General features: G+C 64.4%; 13 protein-coding genes and 1 pseudogene. 9 read left to right on the forward strand and 5 right to left on the reverse strand.

From position 1 onward, the window contains the following. Positions 1–13: 13 nt before the first annotated feature. Both CAG18_RS16905 and CAG18_RS16910 read right to left on the reverse strand, forming a co-directional pair. Positions 14–718: a FadR/GntR family transcriptional regulator gene (locus CAG18_RS16905; RefSeq protein WP_015269682.1), complete on the reverse strand. Its 705-nt coding sequence runs from the start codon at positions 716–718 to the stop codon at positions 14–16. 44 nt (positions 719–762) lie between these two features. Further along, the gene (locus CAG18_RS16910) at positions 763–2,073 is read right to left on the reverse strand and encodes a C4-dicarboxylate transporter DctA (protein WP_003260726.1); all 1,311 of its coding nucleotides are present in this window, start codon (positions 2,071–2,073) and stop codon (positions 763–765) included. Positions 2,074–2,578: 505 nt separating this feature from the next. On the opposite strand from CAG18_RS16910, the pseudogene CAG18_RS27535 reads away from it, so the two are divergent. From CAG18_RS27535 to CAG18_RS16920, 3 genes and pseudogenes are all read left to right on the forward strand, one after another. Further along, positions 2,579–2,860 (forward strand): annotated as a pseudogene (locus CAG18_RS27535) (PAS domain-containing protein); the annotation flags it as partial. Positions 2,861–3,019: 159 nt separating this feature from the next. Further along, the gene (locus CAG18_RS16915) at positions 3,020–4,144 is read left to right on the forward strand and encodes a methyl-accepting chemotaxis protein (RefSeq protein ID WP_371807314.1); all 1,125 of its coding nucleotides are present in this window, start codon (positions 3,020–3,022) and stop codon (positions 4,142–4,144) included. Positions 4,145–4,158: 14 nt separating this feature from the next. Next, entirely contained in the window at positions 4,159–5,844 is a 1,686-nt protein-coding gene (locus CAG18_RS16920; protein ID WP_085721235.1) for a bifunctional diguanylate cyclase/phosphodiesterase, read from the forward strand. Between the two features lie 3 nt (positions 5,845–5,847). Here the strand turns inward: CAG18_RS16920 and CAG18_RS16925 are convergent, their stop codons facing one another. The 3 genes from CAG18_RS16925 to CAG18_RS16935 all read right to left on the reverse strand — a co-directional run bounded on the left by CAG18_RS16925 (position 5,848) and on the right by CAG18_RS16935 (position 9,564). Continuing rightward, positions 5,848–6,327 (reverse strand): Lrp/AsnC family transcriptional regulator, encoded by a 480-nt coding sequence (locus CAG18_RS16925; RefSeq protein WP_015269686.1) that lies wholly within the window; start codon positions 6,325–6,327, stop codon positions 5,848–5,850. Positions 6,328–6,489: 162 nt separating this feature from the next. Next, the gene (locus CAG18_RS16930) at positions 6,490–7,554 is read right to left on the reverse strand and encodes an ornithine cyclodeaminase (protein WP_015269687.1); all 1,065 of its coding nucleotides are present in this window, start codon (positions 7,552–7,554) and stop codon (positions 6,490–6,492) included. Between the two features lie 261 nt (positions 7,555–7,815). After that, complete coding sequence (locus tag CAG18_RS16935) at positions 7,816–9,564, reverse strand: sigma-54-dependent Fis family transcriptional regulator (RefSeq protein WP_085721236.1); 1,749 nt, start codon at positions 9,562–9,564, stop codon at positions 7,816–7,818. Between the two features lie 224 nt (positions 9,565–9,788). On the opposite strand from CAG18_RS16935, the gene CAG18_RS16940 reads away from it, so the two are divergent. Genes CAG18_RS16940 through CAG18_RS16965 form a run of 6 tightly spaced genes read left to right on the forward strand, consistent with a single transcriptional unit; the run spans position 9,789 to position 15,723 of the window. Beyond that, the gene (locus CAG18_RS16940) at positions 9,789–10,883 is read left to right on the forward strand and encodes an ABC transporter ATP-binding protein (protein WP_085721237.1); all 1,095 of its coding nucleotides are present in this window, start codon (positions 9,789–9,791) and stop codon (positions 10,881–10,883) included. Then, entirely contained in the window at positions 10,883–11,995 is a 1,113-nt protein-coding gene (locus tag CAG18_RS16945) for an ABC transporter ATP-binding protein (protein ID WP_085721238.1), read from the forward strand. The genes CAG18_RS16940 and CAG18_RS16945 overlap by 1 nt, the downstream gene beginning before the upstream one ends. Next, the gene (locus tag CAG18_RS16950) at positions 11,992–12,855 is read left to right on the forward strand and encodes a carbohydrate ABC transporter permease (RefSeq protein ID WP_013971875.1); all 864 of its coding nucleotides are present in this window, start codon (positions 11,992–11,994) and stop codon (positions 12,853–12,855) included. Before CAG18_RS16945 ends, CAG18_RS16950 begins: the two co-directional genes overlap by 4 nt. Positions 12,856–12,858: 3 nt before the next feature. After that, positions 12,859–13,659: a carbohydrate ABC transporter permease gene (locus CAG18_RS16955; protein ID WP_013971876.1), complete on the forward strand. Its 801-nt coding sequence runs from the start codon at positions 12,859–12,861 to the stop codon at positions 13,657–13,659. A 12-nt stretch (positions 13,660–13,671) separates the two neighbouring features. After that, complete coding sequence (locus CAG18_RS16960) at positions 13,672–13,944, forward strand: DUF2160 domain-containing protein (RefSeq protein WP_085721239.1); 273 nt, start codon at positions 13,672–13,674, stop codon at positions 13,942–13,944. Positions 13,945–13,983: 39 nt separating this feature from the next. Next, positions 13,984–15,723: an ABC transporter substrate-binding protein gene (locus CAG18_RS16965; protein ID WP_013971878.1), complete on the forward strand. Its 1,740-nt coding sequence runs from the start codon at positions 13,984–13,986 to the stop codon at positions 15,721–15,723. Positions 15,724–15,845 lie beyond the last annotated feature (122 nt).

The following is a 15,845-nucleotide window of genomic DNA, read 5'->3' on the forward strand; positions in this document are numbered from 1 at the left end:
CGCTCTCCTGGGGTCATGGATGCGGGTGTTCGTCCGGGATGTTCAACGGGATGCCCATGCGCAACCCTTCGGCCAGGATGTGCTGGCGCATCTGGGCACTGGCCTGGGCGCTGCTGCGCTCACGTATGGCGCGCACCACCGCTTCGTTTTCCTTAAGCCGCGCGGCCAGGTGCTCTGGCGAATTGCGCAGCATGTCGGCGCTCTGCTTGAGGGCATTGCCGGTCTGTTGCACCACGCTCTGGAAGATCGGGTTGGTGGTCAGGGCGAACAGCGCTTCATGGAAGGCGATGTAGGCCCTGACTCCGGCTTCGCTGTCATCGGCCTCCAGCGCTTCACGCATGTCCATCAGGGTAAGGCGCAGTTGGCCGATGTCCTGACTGTTGGCCGACTGCGCCACCAGGCCGACGATGAAAGGCTCAAGGGTGTAGCGCAGCTCCAGCACGTCGGCCAGGCTGGCTGCGGCGCTGGTGTCCAGGCCCGGTTCCTGGGTGGCGGCATCGACATCCAGTACCAGCACGCCCTTGCCTGGCAGCGAACGCACCAGGCCCAGGGTTTCCAGCACGGTCACCGCTTCGCGCAGGCTGGGGCGGCTGATGCCCAGTTGTTCGGCCAGTTCGCGCTGGCCTGGCAGCATGTCGCCGGTACGCCATTGGCCTCGGGCCAGGGCCTGGCGCAGTTTTTCCACCACTGAGTTGACGACGGTAGATGAGCTGATCACGGTTCGCTCCTGGAAGGGCCGGCGTCAGTGCCGGCCACGTTCGCTCAGAATTCCTGTTGATGGGGGTTGGGCTGCTTGCGTGGCGTGGGGGCGAAACCGGGCTTGCCGTCGAGCACGTTGTGCGCACGTTCCAGGTCGATGTCCTTCTCCCAGCGTGCGATGGCCACGGTGGCCACGCAGTTGCCGATCAGGTTGGTCAGCGCTCGGCCGATGCCCATGAACCAGTCCACCGCCAGTACCAGTACCAGGCCGACCACCGGTATCGCCGGCACGGCGGTCAGGGTAGCGGCGAGGATGACCAGCGCCGAGCCTGGGATGCCGTGAGCGCCCTTGGAAGTCACCAGCGATACCAGCAGGATGGTCAGCAGGTCGGTCATTGCCAGTGGCGTGCCGGTGGCGTTGGCAATGAACACGATGGCCAGGGTCAGGTAGATGGAGAAACCATCGAGGTTGAACGAATAACCGGTGGGGATCACCAGGCCGACAGTGGAGCTGCCGATGCCCAGGTGCTCGAGCTTGCGCATGATCTGTGGCAGTACGGCGTCGGACGAGGCGGTGCCCAGCACGATGGTCAGTTCTTCACGCAGGTACTTGATCAGCGGCAGCAGCTTCAGCCCCGACAGGCGCATGACCGTGCCCAGCACGATCAGTACAAAGCCGGCACAGGTCAGGTAGAACAGCGCCACCAGCCCGCCCAGGTGCTGCAGCGATTCCAGGCCGTACTTGCTGGTGGTGAAGGCGATGGCGCCGAACACGCCGATCGGTGCCAGGCGCACGATCATGCCCATGATGCGGAAGATCACGTGGCTCAGTTCGTTGATCAGCCGCGAGATGCCGGCTGCCGAGTCACCCACCAGGTTCAGCGCGCTGCCGAACAGTACCGAGAACAGCAGTACCTGGAGGATGTTGTTGTCGGCAAAGGCGCCGATCACCGAGGTGGGGATCAGGTCCATGAAGAACGCCGTGGCACCGTGGATGTGCTGGCCGCGCTCGGCCAGGCTGCTGGCGTCGGCGCTGGACAGTTGGTCCAGGTGGATGTTGGCGCCGCTGCCGATGCCGCTGGTGAAGGCGAACACCAGGCCGATCACCAGCGCCAGGGTGGTCAGTACCTCGAAGTAGATCACCGACTTCAGGCCGATGCGCCCGACCTTTTTCAGGTCACCGGCGCCCGAGATACCGCTGACCACCACGCAGAACACGATCAGGCCGATGAGCATCTTGATCAGCTTGATGAAGCCGTCGCCAAGGGGTTTGAGTTGCAGGGAAAGGTCGGGGAAGCTGAGACCGCAGGCGATGCCGAGGGCAAGGCCGAGCACGACTTGAAGGAAGATCGAACGCGAGCACCATTTGAGCATGGGAGGGATCTCTGATCGGTGTCCTTGCTTCGGTAGCCGCACGGGGCGAAAGAGCGCAGGACTTAATTATTGTGGTCTTACCGGTTTGTTCAGCGCGAAGCCATGAAAGCGCGAAAAATCCGACATTGCAAGGATTTTTGGCCTTACCGGTCTGACCAGTTGTGGGGCAATCCAGCGTCTCTGGCTCTAATTCGGTGCATCTGGTTGGGTCGAGCCGCAGTGCGGCCGTTCACAGGTGAATCGCAGCGGCGAACCGCGTGCGCACATGAATCAGATCAGGCTTCGGCCAGTGCCTAGGGCACCTTTGCAATCAGCTTGCCAATCGCCATGCCGACTTCGATATTTTCGATAACGCCATGATTCGTAAGGTTTATTTGCATTCCTTGGCTGACCTCGTAGAATCCGCGCCCGACCGGGAAGTCACCAAAGGGTCGATTGCAGGGGATTCATCCTGATAATCGCCTCGCAAGCAGGCTCCCGGCGTTTGAATGAATGGAGTCTCATAGTGCGTCTCAACCTTCCGGTTACCCCGGTCGAGCAACGTTTTCCCCCCGATCAGCGATTGATTTCCGCTACCGACACCACCAGCCTGATCACCTACTGCAACCCCGAATTCGCCGCCATCAGCGGTTACAGCGAGGCGGAGCTGATCGGCAGCCCGCACAACCTGGTTCGCCACCCGGACATGCCGCCGGCGGTGTACCAGTTGATGTGGAGTTACCTGAAGGCCGGCAAGAGCTGGATGGGCATCGTCAAGAACCGCTGCCGCAACGGCGATTACTATTGGGTCAACGCCTACGTCACGCCTATTCTCGAAGCCGGGCGGGTGGTGGGCTATGAATCGGTACGGGTGTGCCCGACGCGTGAGCAGGTGGCCCGTGCCGAGGCCTTGTATGCACGCATGCGCAACGGTCAGGCTGTGTTGCCCTGGTCACGGCGCGCGACCATGCTGGCGCGTGACCTGGCCGTACCGCTCGTGGGCGGGGGGCTGGCTTTGGGGGCCAACAATCTGTGGCCCGGCCTGGTCGCGCAGGGGCTGACCCTGGGGCTGTTCCTGGCCTATGGCCTGTTGGCACGCAATGCCGTTGGGCGGCAGATGGAGCGCGTAGTGCAGGGCGCAGGCGGCACCTTTGCCGACCCGATCGCCGCCTTGACCTACAGCGACCTGCCCGGTGCTGGCGGACAACTGCAATTGATGCTGATCAGCGAGGAGGCGCGGCTGAAAACCGCGCTGACCCGGTTGAGTGACCTGGCGGCCCAGATGGCCGTGGCTGCACATGATGCCGGTGCGTTGTCGCGCAGCACCGAGGCGGCATTGCTGGAGCAGCGTGCGGAAACCGACCTGAGCGCCACTGCCATGAACCAGATGGCCGCTTCCATCGGTGAGGTTGCCAACCATGTGCAACTGACTGCTGCCGAAGCCCACACTGCGCACCTGCTGGCCGAGCAGGGCAGCCAGGTGGCCGACGCCAGCGGAGCTGCAATCCGCACCTTGGCTGGTACCGTGGCCCAGATCAACCAGGCGGTCAGCCACCTGGCTGGTCAGACCGGTGCTATTGCCGAAGCTACCGGGATGATCCGCGGTATTGCCGAGCAGACCAACCTGCTGGCGCTAAATGCCGCCATCGAGGCGGCCCGTGCCGGCGAGCAAGGCCGTGGCTTTGCCGTGGTCGCCGATGAAGTGCGGGCACTGGCCGACAAGACCCGGCAGTCGACCCTGCACATCCAGGCTATCATCGATGCTCTGCGCAGTGGCGCAGAAGAGGCCGTGGTGATTGCCAGCCAGGGCATCGACGGTGCCGAGCAGGGCGTTGCCCAGGTACAGGAAGCGCGGCAGGCGTTGCATGGCATTCGTGATGCGGTGCAGCGCATCAGTGACATGAGCCAGCAGATGGCTACGGCTTCGCAGCAGCAGTCAGCCGTCGCCGAAGACGTCTCGAGGCAGATCAATGGTGTGGCCGGCATAGCCCAGCACAGCGCACACAGCGCCAACGCCGCAGCCTCTCGCGGCGCCGAACTGGAAGAGGTGTGCGCCGGATTGCGTGCCCTTGTGGAGCGCTTCAACCGTTAAGGCAAGGATGCTTTATGGATGACAACTATCGTGCAGCCGTTGACGCGGCTGCGATCTTTTCCGAAACCGACCTGCGTGGAACCATCACTTACGTCAACCAGCAGTTCTGCAGCATCTCGGGCTACAGCCGCGAGGAGCTGCTGGGCGCCAACCACCGCATCCTCAACTCCGGCCTGCACGAGCCGGAGTTCTTCGTTGGCATGTGGCGGGCACTGGCCGCCGGCCGGGTATGGAAGGGCGAGATCTGCAACCGCGCCAGGGACGGCTCGCTGTACTGGGTCGACAGCACCATGGTGCCACTGGTCGACCCGCTCACCGGAGAGGTGCGCAAGTACGTGTCGATCCGTTTCGACGTCACCGAGAAGCGCCAGCTGCTGCATACCTTGCAATGGCGTGTGGGCCATGACGTGCTAACCGGCCTGCCCAACCGCGCTTACCTGTCCGACCTGCTGAACCAGGCCCTGGCCTACTCGCGCCGTGAAGACATTCCGCTGGCTGTGTGCATGCTCGACCTGGATGGCTTCAAGGCAGTCAACGACGGCTACGGGCATGCCATGGGCGACCTGCTGTTGGTCGAGGTGGCGCAGCGGCTGAAGCACATCCTGCGCGATGGCGACGCAGTGGCCCGGTTGTCGGGGGACGAATTCGTGCTGATCCTGCGCAACGTCGAAGACCGCCAGTTGCATGCTGCGCTGCGCCGGGTGCTGCGGGCACTGGCGGCGCCTTATGTGGTACGCGAGCAGCGCCTGTCGCTCAGCGCCAGTATCGGCGTGACCCTGTACCCGCAGGACGACGAAGACGCCGACACCTTGGTGCGCCATGCCGACCAGGCCATGTATGTGGCCAAGCAGCGTGGGCGCAACCGCTATCACCTGTTCGACGTGACACAGGAACAGGAACTCAAGGCTACCCACCAGACCGTGGCGCGGGTGCGCCGGGCCCTGCACAACGGCGAGCTGTGCCTGTATTACCAGCCCAAGGTCAACCTGCGCAGCGGCCAGGTGCTGGGCTTCGAGGGCTTGCTGCGCTGGCAGCGGCCAGGCCGCGGGCTGGTGCCGCCTGGTGATTTCCTGCCGGCGGTGGAGCAGACCGACCTGATCGTGGAAATCGGCGAATGGGTGCTCGACCAGGCGCTGAACCAGTTGCAGGCATGGCAACGTCAGGGGCAGCCCTGGTCACTGAGCGTGAACATCGCCGCGCGGCATTTGCAGCGTGGTGACTTTGTCGAGCGCCTGCAGCAGTTGCTGGCGGCGCACCCGGAGGTGGACCCGGCGCGGCTGGACCTGGAAATCGTCGAGTCGGTGGCCATCGATAACCTGCAGCATGTCAGCTGCTGTCTCGATGCCTGCCGCGCACTGGGTGTGCGCTTCTCCCTGGACGACTTTGGCACTGGCTATTCGTCGCTGAGCTACCTGAAGCGCCTGCCGACACAGACGATCAAGATCGATCAGTCATTCGTGCGCGACATCCTGCATGACCAGGACGACCTGGCGCTGACCGAAGCGGTGATCGGCCTGGCCCGGGCGTTTGGCCGCGAGGTGATTGCCGAAGGGCTGGAGAGCGTCGAGCACGGCCGCGTGCTGATGGGCCTGGGCTGCGAACTGGCACAGGGTTACTGCATCGCCCGGCCGATGCCGGCCAGTGCGGTGCAAGCCTGGGCGCAGGCCTACCGGCAGCCGGTGCAATGGCGTGACCCTTGATCATCAGCGGGCCATTGGCTTGACCTCGGCCAGCACCGGGTGCGCCACCAGCTTGTCGATGTGCAGGGCGTCGTCGTTCATCCAGCTTTCGCTGAGCAGCCGGTAGTGTTCCATGTCGCGGCAGCGCAGGCGCAGGCTGTAGTCGAAGTGGCCGCTGATCAGCTGGCACTCGTGCACTTCCGGGCAGTTGCGCAGGGTGGCTTCGAAGGCCTTCTGCGCGGCCCGCCCGCTCTGGTTGGACAGGGCGACCAGCACCAGCAGCGACACCCCGGGCGCGACCTTCTGCAGGTCGATGATCGCCCCGTAGCCGCGGATCACGCCACGGCGCTCCAGCTTGCGTACACGCTCCAGGCAGGGGCGCGGGGTGAGGTGGACGAGGCTGGAGAGTTTTTCGAAAGTGATGCGGCCGTCATGGCGCAGGATGTCGATGATCGCTTCGTCGATGCGGTCGAGGGGGTGGGCGTTGGCGTCCTTGGTGTCCATGCGCTTGGGCTTCTTTCAGAAGAGGGCATGGGACAGGGTAGGCGGTAAAGGGGGCCGCTGCGCGGCCCATCGCGACACAAGGCCGCTCCTACAAGGGATACGCGGTCCTTGTGTAGGAGCGGCCTTGTGTCGCGATGGGCTGCGCAGCAGCCCCAGGATCCATCAGGCGCAGACAGAACCAGCCTTGGGCACCGCCCGCAACTCCACCACCCGCGGCTGCAACAACCCATACAAATCCTTCGGATCCTCCAGCACCGGCACCAGCCCGATGTCCGTGCCGATACCCAGTGCTTGCGCCGTGTCCAGCACATAGCGCAATGCCGAGTAATCCTCCAGGGCAAACCCCACCGAGTCGAACAGCGTCACCTGTTCGCCGTGCTCACGCCCCTTGGCTTCCCCGGCGACCACACGCCAGAACTCGGTCACTGGCGAGTCTGCAGGCATCTGCTGGATCTCGCCTTCCACCCGGCTTTGCGGTTCGTACTCGACGATCACCCGGGCCCGCTCCACAATCGCCCGATGCAGCTCGGTCTTGCCCGGGCAGTCACCACCCACGGCATTCAGGTGCATGCCCGGCTCGATCATCTCCGGGGTGAGGATGGTGGCGCAGGCTTTGTCGGCGGTTACCGTGGTGACGATATCGGCCCCGCGCACCGCTTCGGCCACGGAGCTGGCGATGCTCAGCTTGAGGCCGGGGCGGTTGGCCAGGTTGGCGACCAGCTTGGCCGAGGCAGCCGGGTCGATGTCATACAGGCGGATTTCATCGATGCCCAGCAGGGCATTGAAGGCGATGGCCTGGAACTCGCTCTGCGAGCCATTGCCGATCAATGCCATGCTGCGGCTGTCTTCGCGCGCCAGGTAGCGGGCGGCCAGGGCCGAGGTGGCGGCGGTGCGAATGGCGGTCGTCAGGGTCATTTCGCTGAGCAGCAACGGTGCACCGGTATCGACGCTGGCCAGGGCGCCAAAGGCCATCACCGTGAGCAGGCCATGGCGAGTGTTCTTCGGATGGCCGTTGACGTACTTGAAGGCGTAGCGGCTGGCGTCCGAGATTGGCATCAGCTCGATCACGCCGTCCGCTGAATGGTTGGCCACCCGGGCGCATTTTTCGAAGGCGGGCCAGCGCAGGTAGTCCTGGCGGATGTACTCGGCCATTTCCAGCAGGCACGTGGGCAGGCCTTTGCGGTTGACCAGGCGGGCCAGGTCTTGCACATCGATATAGCGGGTCATGAGGGGTCTCCCTGCGGTCGACGCTTCCAGAGTGGGCTCTGGTTTCATTGTGCGGCGGGTGGGGAGGCAAAGCTGGCTGTAATGGGCTGTGGCGGCAGCGGCTTTGGCTGATTTCGCTGCGCTGGCAGCCGAATCGGCTGTGGCTGGGCCGGCCCTATCGCCGGCAAGCCGGCTCCCACAGGGATATCACAGGCCTTGAGAGCGGCGCTGTACCTGTGGGAGCTGGCTTGCCGGCGATGAGGCCAGTACAGGCCAGGGCAATCATCGCTCACGCAGCCGCTTGTACAGCGTGGTGCGGCTGATCCCGAGCCCACGCGCCACCGCCGAGAGGTTGCCGTTGGCTTGTGCCACCAGCTCGCGCAGGTCCGCCTCTTCGGTCGCAATCGGCACAGGCACCTGCGCCTCGGCGAGAAAACCCGCAGGCAGGTGATCCAGGCCGACAGGCCCATTGCCCGCCAAGGCTAGCGCCACCTGCAGCACACTCACCAGTTCACGCATGTTCCCTGGCCAGGGGTGCCGGTCAAGCAGCTCGATAATGGCCGCAGGCAGCCGCGCAGGCTGCCCGGGATCACGGTAGCGCGCATGCACCTGCTCGATCAGCTGCCGGCGGTCATTGCGCTCGCGCAGCGGCGGCAAAACCACTGCCAGCCCGGCGATGCGGTAATACAGGTCCTGGCGAAAGCGCCCGGCGCGCACTTCTTCGGCCAGGTCGCGGTTGCTCGCCGACACCACGCGGATATCCACCGCCACCGGTTCGCCGCTGCCCAATGGCTGGATGCTGCGCGTCTGCAGCACGCGCAGCAGGCGGGCCTGGGTGGGCAACGGCATGTCGCCGATTTCGTCGAGGAACAGGATGCCGTGGTGGGCCTTGCGGATCAGCCCCGGGTTGCCCTTCTGGTGGGCGCCGGTGAACGCGCCCTTGTCGTAGCCGAACAGCTCCGACTCCACCAGCTCTGCGGGGATCGCCGCGCAGTTGACGGCTATGAGCGGCTGGCTGGCGCGGCTGCTGGCCCGGTGCAGGGTATCGACGAATACCTCCTTGCCTACGCCGGTTTCGCCCTGCACCAGGACCGGGATGTCCTTTTCCAGCAGCAGGCCGGCCTGCGCCAGGGCTTTCTCCAGGCGTGGCTCGGCGCTGCTGGCGGCGGGGCGGCCGGGAGCCTCGCGCGGCGGCTGCCACTGGCAATGAAAGCGGTTGCGCCCGGTGGCTTGCAGGGCGAAGGGCTGTTGCCGGGGATGGCTGAGCAGCTGTTGCAGGGGCAACTGGAACAGTTGCGCGATGTTCTGCTGCAGCGGGCTGCCCCCGAGCAGGGTGTCGGCCCGGTGATTGGCGGCCAGCACCTGCCCCTGCTCATCGAACACCAGCAGGCCGGCCCAGGGGCTGTCGAGGTTGTCGGAGGCGCTGTTGAAGATCAATTGCGCATGCTGGTCGGCATGCTTGGCGAGGATCAGGCGGTTCTCCAGGCTCTGGCCCATCATGCGTACCAGGCCCAGGGTCTGGCTGGCCGGCAGGTAGCCGTCGCTGGCCACATCGAGCACCCCGACCAGCTGCCGTTCGGCGTCGAACAGCGGCGCGGCGGCGCTGGACATATAGCGGTTCTGGCGCAGGAAGTGCTCTTCCTGGCCCACGTGGATCGCCTCGGCGCAGACCAGCGCGGTGCCCAGCGCATTGGTGCCGACACCGCGCTCGTGCCAGTGGGCACCGGCGCTGAAACCATGCTGCTGGCGCGGCTCGATGAACCGCCGCGAGCCCCAGCTGTCGAGCAGGCAGCCGCTGGCATCGGCCAGCATCACCAGGTAGCTGGCATTGCCCAGCAGGTGGGCATATTGCGGCAGCACCGCTTCGCGGGTCAGGCGCAGCAGGGCCTGGCGCCGCTCCAGCAGGGCGCTCAGCTCGGCGCGGGTCAGGCAGTCGAAGTCCGGGGCGTGTTGGGGGTGCAGGCCGTGGTCGCGGCAGCGGGCCCAGGAGGCCTGGATCAGTTGGGCATGGGGCGAAGCGGATGCGGCCATGGGCCTGTCCTGTGTGATTGTTGTCATGGGGCCGACCGCTGTTCAGTGTCGTGCACGGTTGTTCAATGTCAAACCGGCAAGTGTTCAGTTGTTCAGTGCTTGTGTTCAGTTGTGAACCTGCGATTGACCGGCATTGCCGGCCAGGCCCCGGGCCAGACGGTTGCGGCGCATCTGGCACGAAACTGGCTGTGTCCGGCAGACAAAAACCACAAGAAGGCCACGCCATGTCCCTGGTGCTGGAACAGGTCAGTCGCAGCGTCGACAACCAGGCCTGGATCGTCGATGCCTCACTGCGTTTCGAACCCGGCTCGTTCAACGTGCTGCTGGGCCGCACCCTGGCCGGCAAGACCAGCCTGATGCGCCTGATGGCCGGGCTCGATCGCCCGGACCGGGGGCGGGTGCTGATGGATGGCCAGGACGTGACTGGCGTGCCGGTGCGCCAACGCAATGTGTCGATGGTGTATCAGCAGTTCATCAATTACCCGACCCTCAGCGTTTACGAGAACATTGCGTCACCGCTGCGCCAGGCACGCATGGACGAGCCCCAGATTCGCCGACGGGTGCAGGAAACCGCCGAGATGCTGCGCATCGAAGCCTACCTGCAGCGCCTGCCGCTGGAGCTGTCCGGTGGCCAGCAGCAACGCACGGCAATGGCCCGGGCGCTGGTCAAGGATGCCTCGCTGATCCTGTTCGACGAGCCACTGGTCAACCTCGACTACAAGCTGCGCGAGGGCCTGCGCCAGGAGCTGCGCGAACTGTTCGCGGCGCGCCACTGCATTGCCGTGTATGCCACCACCGAGCCCAACGAGGCGCTGGCTCTGGGCGGCACCACCACCCTGGTGCATGAGGGCCGTATCGTCCAGAGCGGGCCTACCGCCGAGGTCTACCAGCGCCCGGGCAGCGTGCTGGCTGCCGAGCTGTTTTCCGAGCCGCCGATCAACCTGGTACCTGGCCGTATCAGCGGCAACGACGTGAGCCTGGCCCAGGCCGTGCACTTTGCTCGCAATGCCGACTTGCAGCCGCTTGCCGAGGGTGACTACCGCTTTGGCGTGCGGCCCAGCCACATCAGCCTGGTGCCGGCGCACGACGACGACCTGGAATTGTCGGTGCTGGTGGAACTCGCCGAGATCAGTGGTTCAGAGACCTTCCTGCATGTACGCAACGAACACTGGCGCATGATCCTGCACCTGCCAGGGGTACACGAATACCAGGTGGACACGCCGATCCGCGTGTTCATCCCCACCCACAAGCTGTTCGTGTTCGACAGTACCGGGGCGCTGGTGCAGGCCCCGGGGCTGCGCCAGGTAAGGAGAGGTTGATGGCCGAGATCCGCCTGCGCCAACTGGCGCACAGCTACAGCCGCCAGCCCGCCAGCGAGGCGGACTATGCCCTGCACGCGCTGGAGCATGTGTGGGAGCAGGGCGGTGCCTACGCCTTGCTCGGGCCGTCGGGCTGCGGCAAGTCGACCTTGCTCAACATCATCTCCGGGCTGCTGACCCCTTCCCACGGCGAGGTGCTGTTCGACGGCAAGCCGGTCAACCAGCTGTCACCGCAGGCGCGCAACATTGCCCAGGTGTTCCAGTTCCCGGTGGTTTACGACACCATGACGGTGTTCGACAACCTGGCGTTTCCCTTGCGCAACCAAGGGTTGGACGAAGCCCGGGTGCAGGCCCGGGTGGAAGAGATTGCCGAGGTGCTCGACCTGTCGGCCGTGCTGCGCAAGAAGGCGCGCAACCTCAGTGCCGACGAAAAGCAGAAGGTCTCCATGGGACGGGGCCTGGTGCGCGATGACGTGTCGGCGATCCTGTTCGACGAGCCGCTGACGGTGATCGACCCGCACCTGAAGTGGAAGCTGCGGCGCAAGCTCAAGCAGATCCACGAGCAGTTCAACATCACGATGATCTACGTCACCCATGACCAGCTGGAGGCCTCGACGTTCGCCGACAAGATCGCGGTGATGCACGGCGGGCGCATCGTCCAGTTCGGTACCCCGCGCGAACTGTTCGAGCGGCCGCGGCATACCTTCGTCGGTTACTTCATCGGCAGCCCGGGGATGAACCTGATCGAGGTGCGCGCCGAAGTGGACGGGGTGGCGTTCGGCGATATTCACCTGATGCTGCCCGGGCATTTGCGGGAACATCTGCAAGAGCGCCTGGCGGCCACAGGTGGTGGTGGTCGCCTGCAGCTGGGCATCCGCCCGGAATTCGTGCAGCTGTGGGACAGCCCGTTCGATGATGCCTACCCGGCACGGGTGCTGGACGTCGAGGACCTGGGCACCTACCGCATCGTCACCCTCGAGCTGGGAGGTGTCGCGCTCAAGGCACGCCTGGGCGAGGACCGCCCGGTGCCGGTGGCCCAGGCCTGGGTCAGCCTGCCGGCGCAGTGGCTGATGCTGTACCTCGACGATGTGCTGCTGGAGGCCGGGCCATGAACAAGGTGCCGAACAACAAGGCCTGGTGGCTGGTGCTGCCGGTGTTCCTGCTGGTGGCATTCAGTGCGGTGGTGCCGATGATGACGGTGGTCAACTACTCGGTGCAGGACATCTTCGACCAGTCCAACCGCTACTTCGTCGGCGCCGACTGGTACCGTCAGGTGCTGCGCGACCCGGCGCTGCACGATGCGCTGCTGCGTCAGTTCATCTATTCCGCCTGCGTGCTGCTGATCGAAATCCCGCTGGGTATCGCCATTGCCCTGACCATGCCGACCAAGGGGCGCATGGCGTCGGTGTGCCTGATCGTCATGGCCATCCCGTTGCTGATCCCGTGGAACGTGGTCGGCACCATCTGGCAGATTTTCGGCCGGGCCGACATCGGCCTGCTCGGCGCTACCCTGGCCAAGCTCGGGGTCAGCTACAACTACGCCGGCGACCCGTTCGACGCCTGGCTGACCGTGCTGGTGATGGACGTGTGGCACTGGACATCGCTGGTGGCGTTGCTCTGTTACTCGGGGCTGCGCGCCATCCCCGACGTGTACTACCAGGCTGCGCGCATCGACCGCGCCTCGGGCTGGGCGGTGTTCCGCCATATCCAGTTGCCCAAGCTGAAGAACGTGCTGCTGATCGCGGTGATGCTGCGCTTCATGGACAGCTTCATGATCTACACCGAGCCCTTCGTGCTGACCGGTGGCGGGCCCGGCAACGCCACCACCTTCCTCAGCCAGACCCTCACGCGCATGGCCGTGGGGCAGTTCGACCTGGGCCCGGCGGCGGCGTTCTCGCTGGTGTACTTCCTGATCATCCTGCTGGTTTCTTGGCTGTTCTACACAGCCATGACCCATGCCGACAAGGACTAGGCCATGAGCACGCGCAAATCGCTGGCCCTGCTGCTGTACTTCTTCTTCCTGCTGGTGCCGATCTACTGGCTGCTGAACATGTCGTTCAAGAGCAACACCGAGATCCTCGGCGGCCTGACCCTGTGGCCACAGGCGTTCACCCTCGACAACTACCGGGTGATCTTCACCGATGCCAGCTGGTACAGCGGCTACATCAATTCGCTGTACTACGTGTGCCTGAACACGCTGATTTCGCTGCTGGTGGCGCTGCCAGCGGCATATGCCTTCTCGCGTTACCGCTTCCTCGGTGACCGGCACCTGTTCTTCTGGCTGCTGACCAACCGGATGGCGCCACCAGCGGTGTTCCTGCTGCCGTTCTTCCAGCTGTATTCGTCGATCGGCCTGTTCGATACCCATATCGCCGTGGCCCTGGCCCACTGCCTGTTCAACGTGCCGCTGGCAGTGTGGATCCTCGAGGGGTTCATGTCTGGTGTGCCGAAGGAGATCGACGAAACGGCCTATATCGACGGCTACAGCTTCCCACGCTTCTTCGTGAAGATCTTCATTCCGCTGATTGGCTCCGGCATCGGCGTGACGGCATTTTTCTGTTTCATGTTCTCCTGGGTGGAGCTGCTGCTGGCGCGCACCCTCACCTCGGTGAATGCCAAGCCGATCGCCGCGGTGATGACCCGTACCGTGTCTGCCTCGGGCATAGATTGGGGGGTACTGGCGGCGGCGGGGGTACTGACCATCTTGCCGGGCATGCTGGTGATCTGGTTCGTGCGCAACCATGTGGCCAAGGGCTTCGCCCTGGGCCGAGTGTGAGGAGGGCAAGGCATGGAGTGGATGGCCTGGACCTTGCCGACGACGCTGTTCTTCGCCGCCGTTGGTGTGCTGCTGCTGGGCATGACCCTGCTCGAACTGCGCCGCCCCTGCGTGGAGCGACGCGGCTTCCTGCCGCTGGTCACCAGCCGTGGCGACCGTTTGTTCATCGGCCTGCTGGCCAGCGCCTACCTGCATTTGCTGGTGGTTGGCGTCAGCGAGTGGCCATTGTGGGTGGCCTCGCTGCTGTCGCTGGCGTGGCTGGTGGTGGTGCTGCGCTGGGGCTGAGCGAGCGGCCCTGTGGGATAACTGAAACGGGAGATCACAATGTTCGACAACAAGTACAACAGGCGACATTTGACCCTGGCCGCGTTGCTGGTACTGGCCAGCGTGCAGGGCACAGCCTGGGCCGACCAGTACGAGGATGCGGCAAGGAAGTGGCTCGGCAGTGAGTTCAAGCCTTCGACCCTTACCCCTGAACAGCAGTTGGCCGAGTTGAAGTGGTTCATCAAGGCTGCCGAACCGTTCCGTGGCATGAAGATCAACGTGGTGTCGGAAACCATCACCACCCATGAATACGAGTCCAAGGTGCTGGCCAAGGCCTTCAGCGAGATCACCGGTATACAGCTGACCCACGACCTGCTGCAGGAAGGCGACGTGGTGGAAAAGCTGCAGACACAGATGCAGTCGGACAAGAACATCTATGACGGCTGGGTCAACGACTCCGACCTGATCGGTACGCACTTTCGCTACGGCAAGGTGGAATCGATCACCGACCTGATGGCCAACGAAGGCAAGGACTACACCTCGCCGACCCTGGACCTGAAGGACTTCATCGGCATTTCCTTCACCACTGCGCCGGATGGCAAGGTCTACCAACTGCCGGACCAGCAGTTCGCCAACCTCTACTGGTTCCGTGCCGACTGGTTCGAGCGGCCCGAACTGAAAGCCAGGTTCAAGGAAAAATACGGCTACGAACTTGGTGTGCCGGTGAACTGGTCAGCCTACGAGGACATTGCCAGGTTCTTTACCGAAGACGTCAAGGAAATCGACGGTAAACGCGTCTATGGCCATATGGACTACGGCAAGAAAGACCCGTCACTGGGCTGGCGCTTCACCGATGCCTGGTTCTCCATGGCGGGTGGCGGCGACAAAGGTTTGCCCAATGGTCTGCCGGTGGACGAATGGGGCATTCGCGTGGAGGACTGCCACCCGGTGGGGTCCAGCGTGACCCGTGGCGGCGACACCAACGGCCCGGCTGCCGTGTATGCCACGCAGAAATACGTGGACTGGATGCGTGCCTATGCGCCCAAGGAAGCCCAGGGCATGACCTTCTCCGAAGCCGGCCCGGTGCCGGCCCAGGGCAACATCGCCCAGCAGATCTTCTGGTACACCGCGTTTACCGCCGACATGACCAAGCCCGGTCTGCCGGTGGTGAATGCCGACGGCACGCCGAAGTGGCGCATGGCGCCTTCGCCGAAGGGGCCGTACTGGGAGGAGGGGATGAAGCTGGGCTACCAGGACACCGGTTCGTGGACCTTCTTCAAGTCCACCCCCGAGAAGCAACGCCTGGCTGCGTGGCTGTACGCCCAGTTCGTCACCTCCAAGACCGTGTCGCTGAAAAAGACCATCGTCGGCCTCACGCCGATTCGCGAATCGGACATCAACTCCCAGGCCATGACCGAGCTGGCGCCCAAGTTGGGCGGGCTGGTGGAGTTCTACCGCAGCCCGGCGCGGGTACAGTGGACACCGACCGGCACCAACGTGCCGGACTATCCGCGGTTGGCGCAGTTGTGGTGGAGCCACATCGCCGAAGTGGCCAGTGGCGAGAAGACCCCGCAGGAAGCGCTGGACGGCCTGGCCCGCGATCAGGACCGGATGATGGAGCGCTTGCAGCGGTCCAACGCCCAGGCCACCTGCGCACCGAAGCTGAACCCGGAGAAGGATGCCCAATACTGGTTCGACCAGCCTGGGGCGCCGAAACCGAAACTGGCCAACGAAAAGCCCAAGGGCGAGACAGTCAGCTACAACGAACTGCTGAAGTCGTGGGAGGCGGCCAGGAAGTGATCGGCTGAGCACCGCGCTGGCTTCTTCCCGCAGGTACCCCGCGCATCTTGAGAGCGGCGCAGTACTTGTGGGAGCGGGCAAGCCCGCGAAGAAGCCGGCGCGGTGCATAGTTTACGGGCAAA

Source organism: Pseudomonas sp. B22(2017) (assembly GCF_002113105.1).
Classification (GTDB): domain Bacteria; phylum Pseudomonadota; class Gammaproteobacteria; order Pseudomonadales; family Pseudomonadaceae; genus Aquipseudomonas; species Aquipseudomonas asiatica.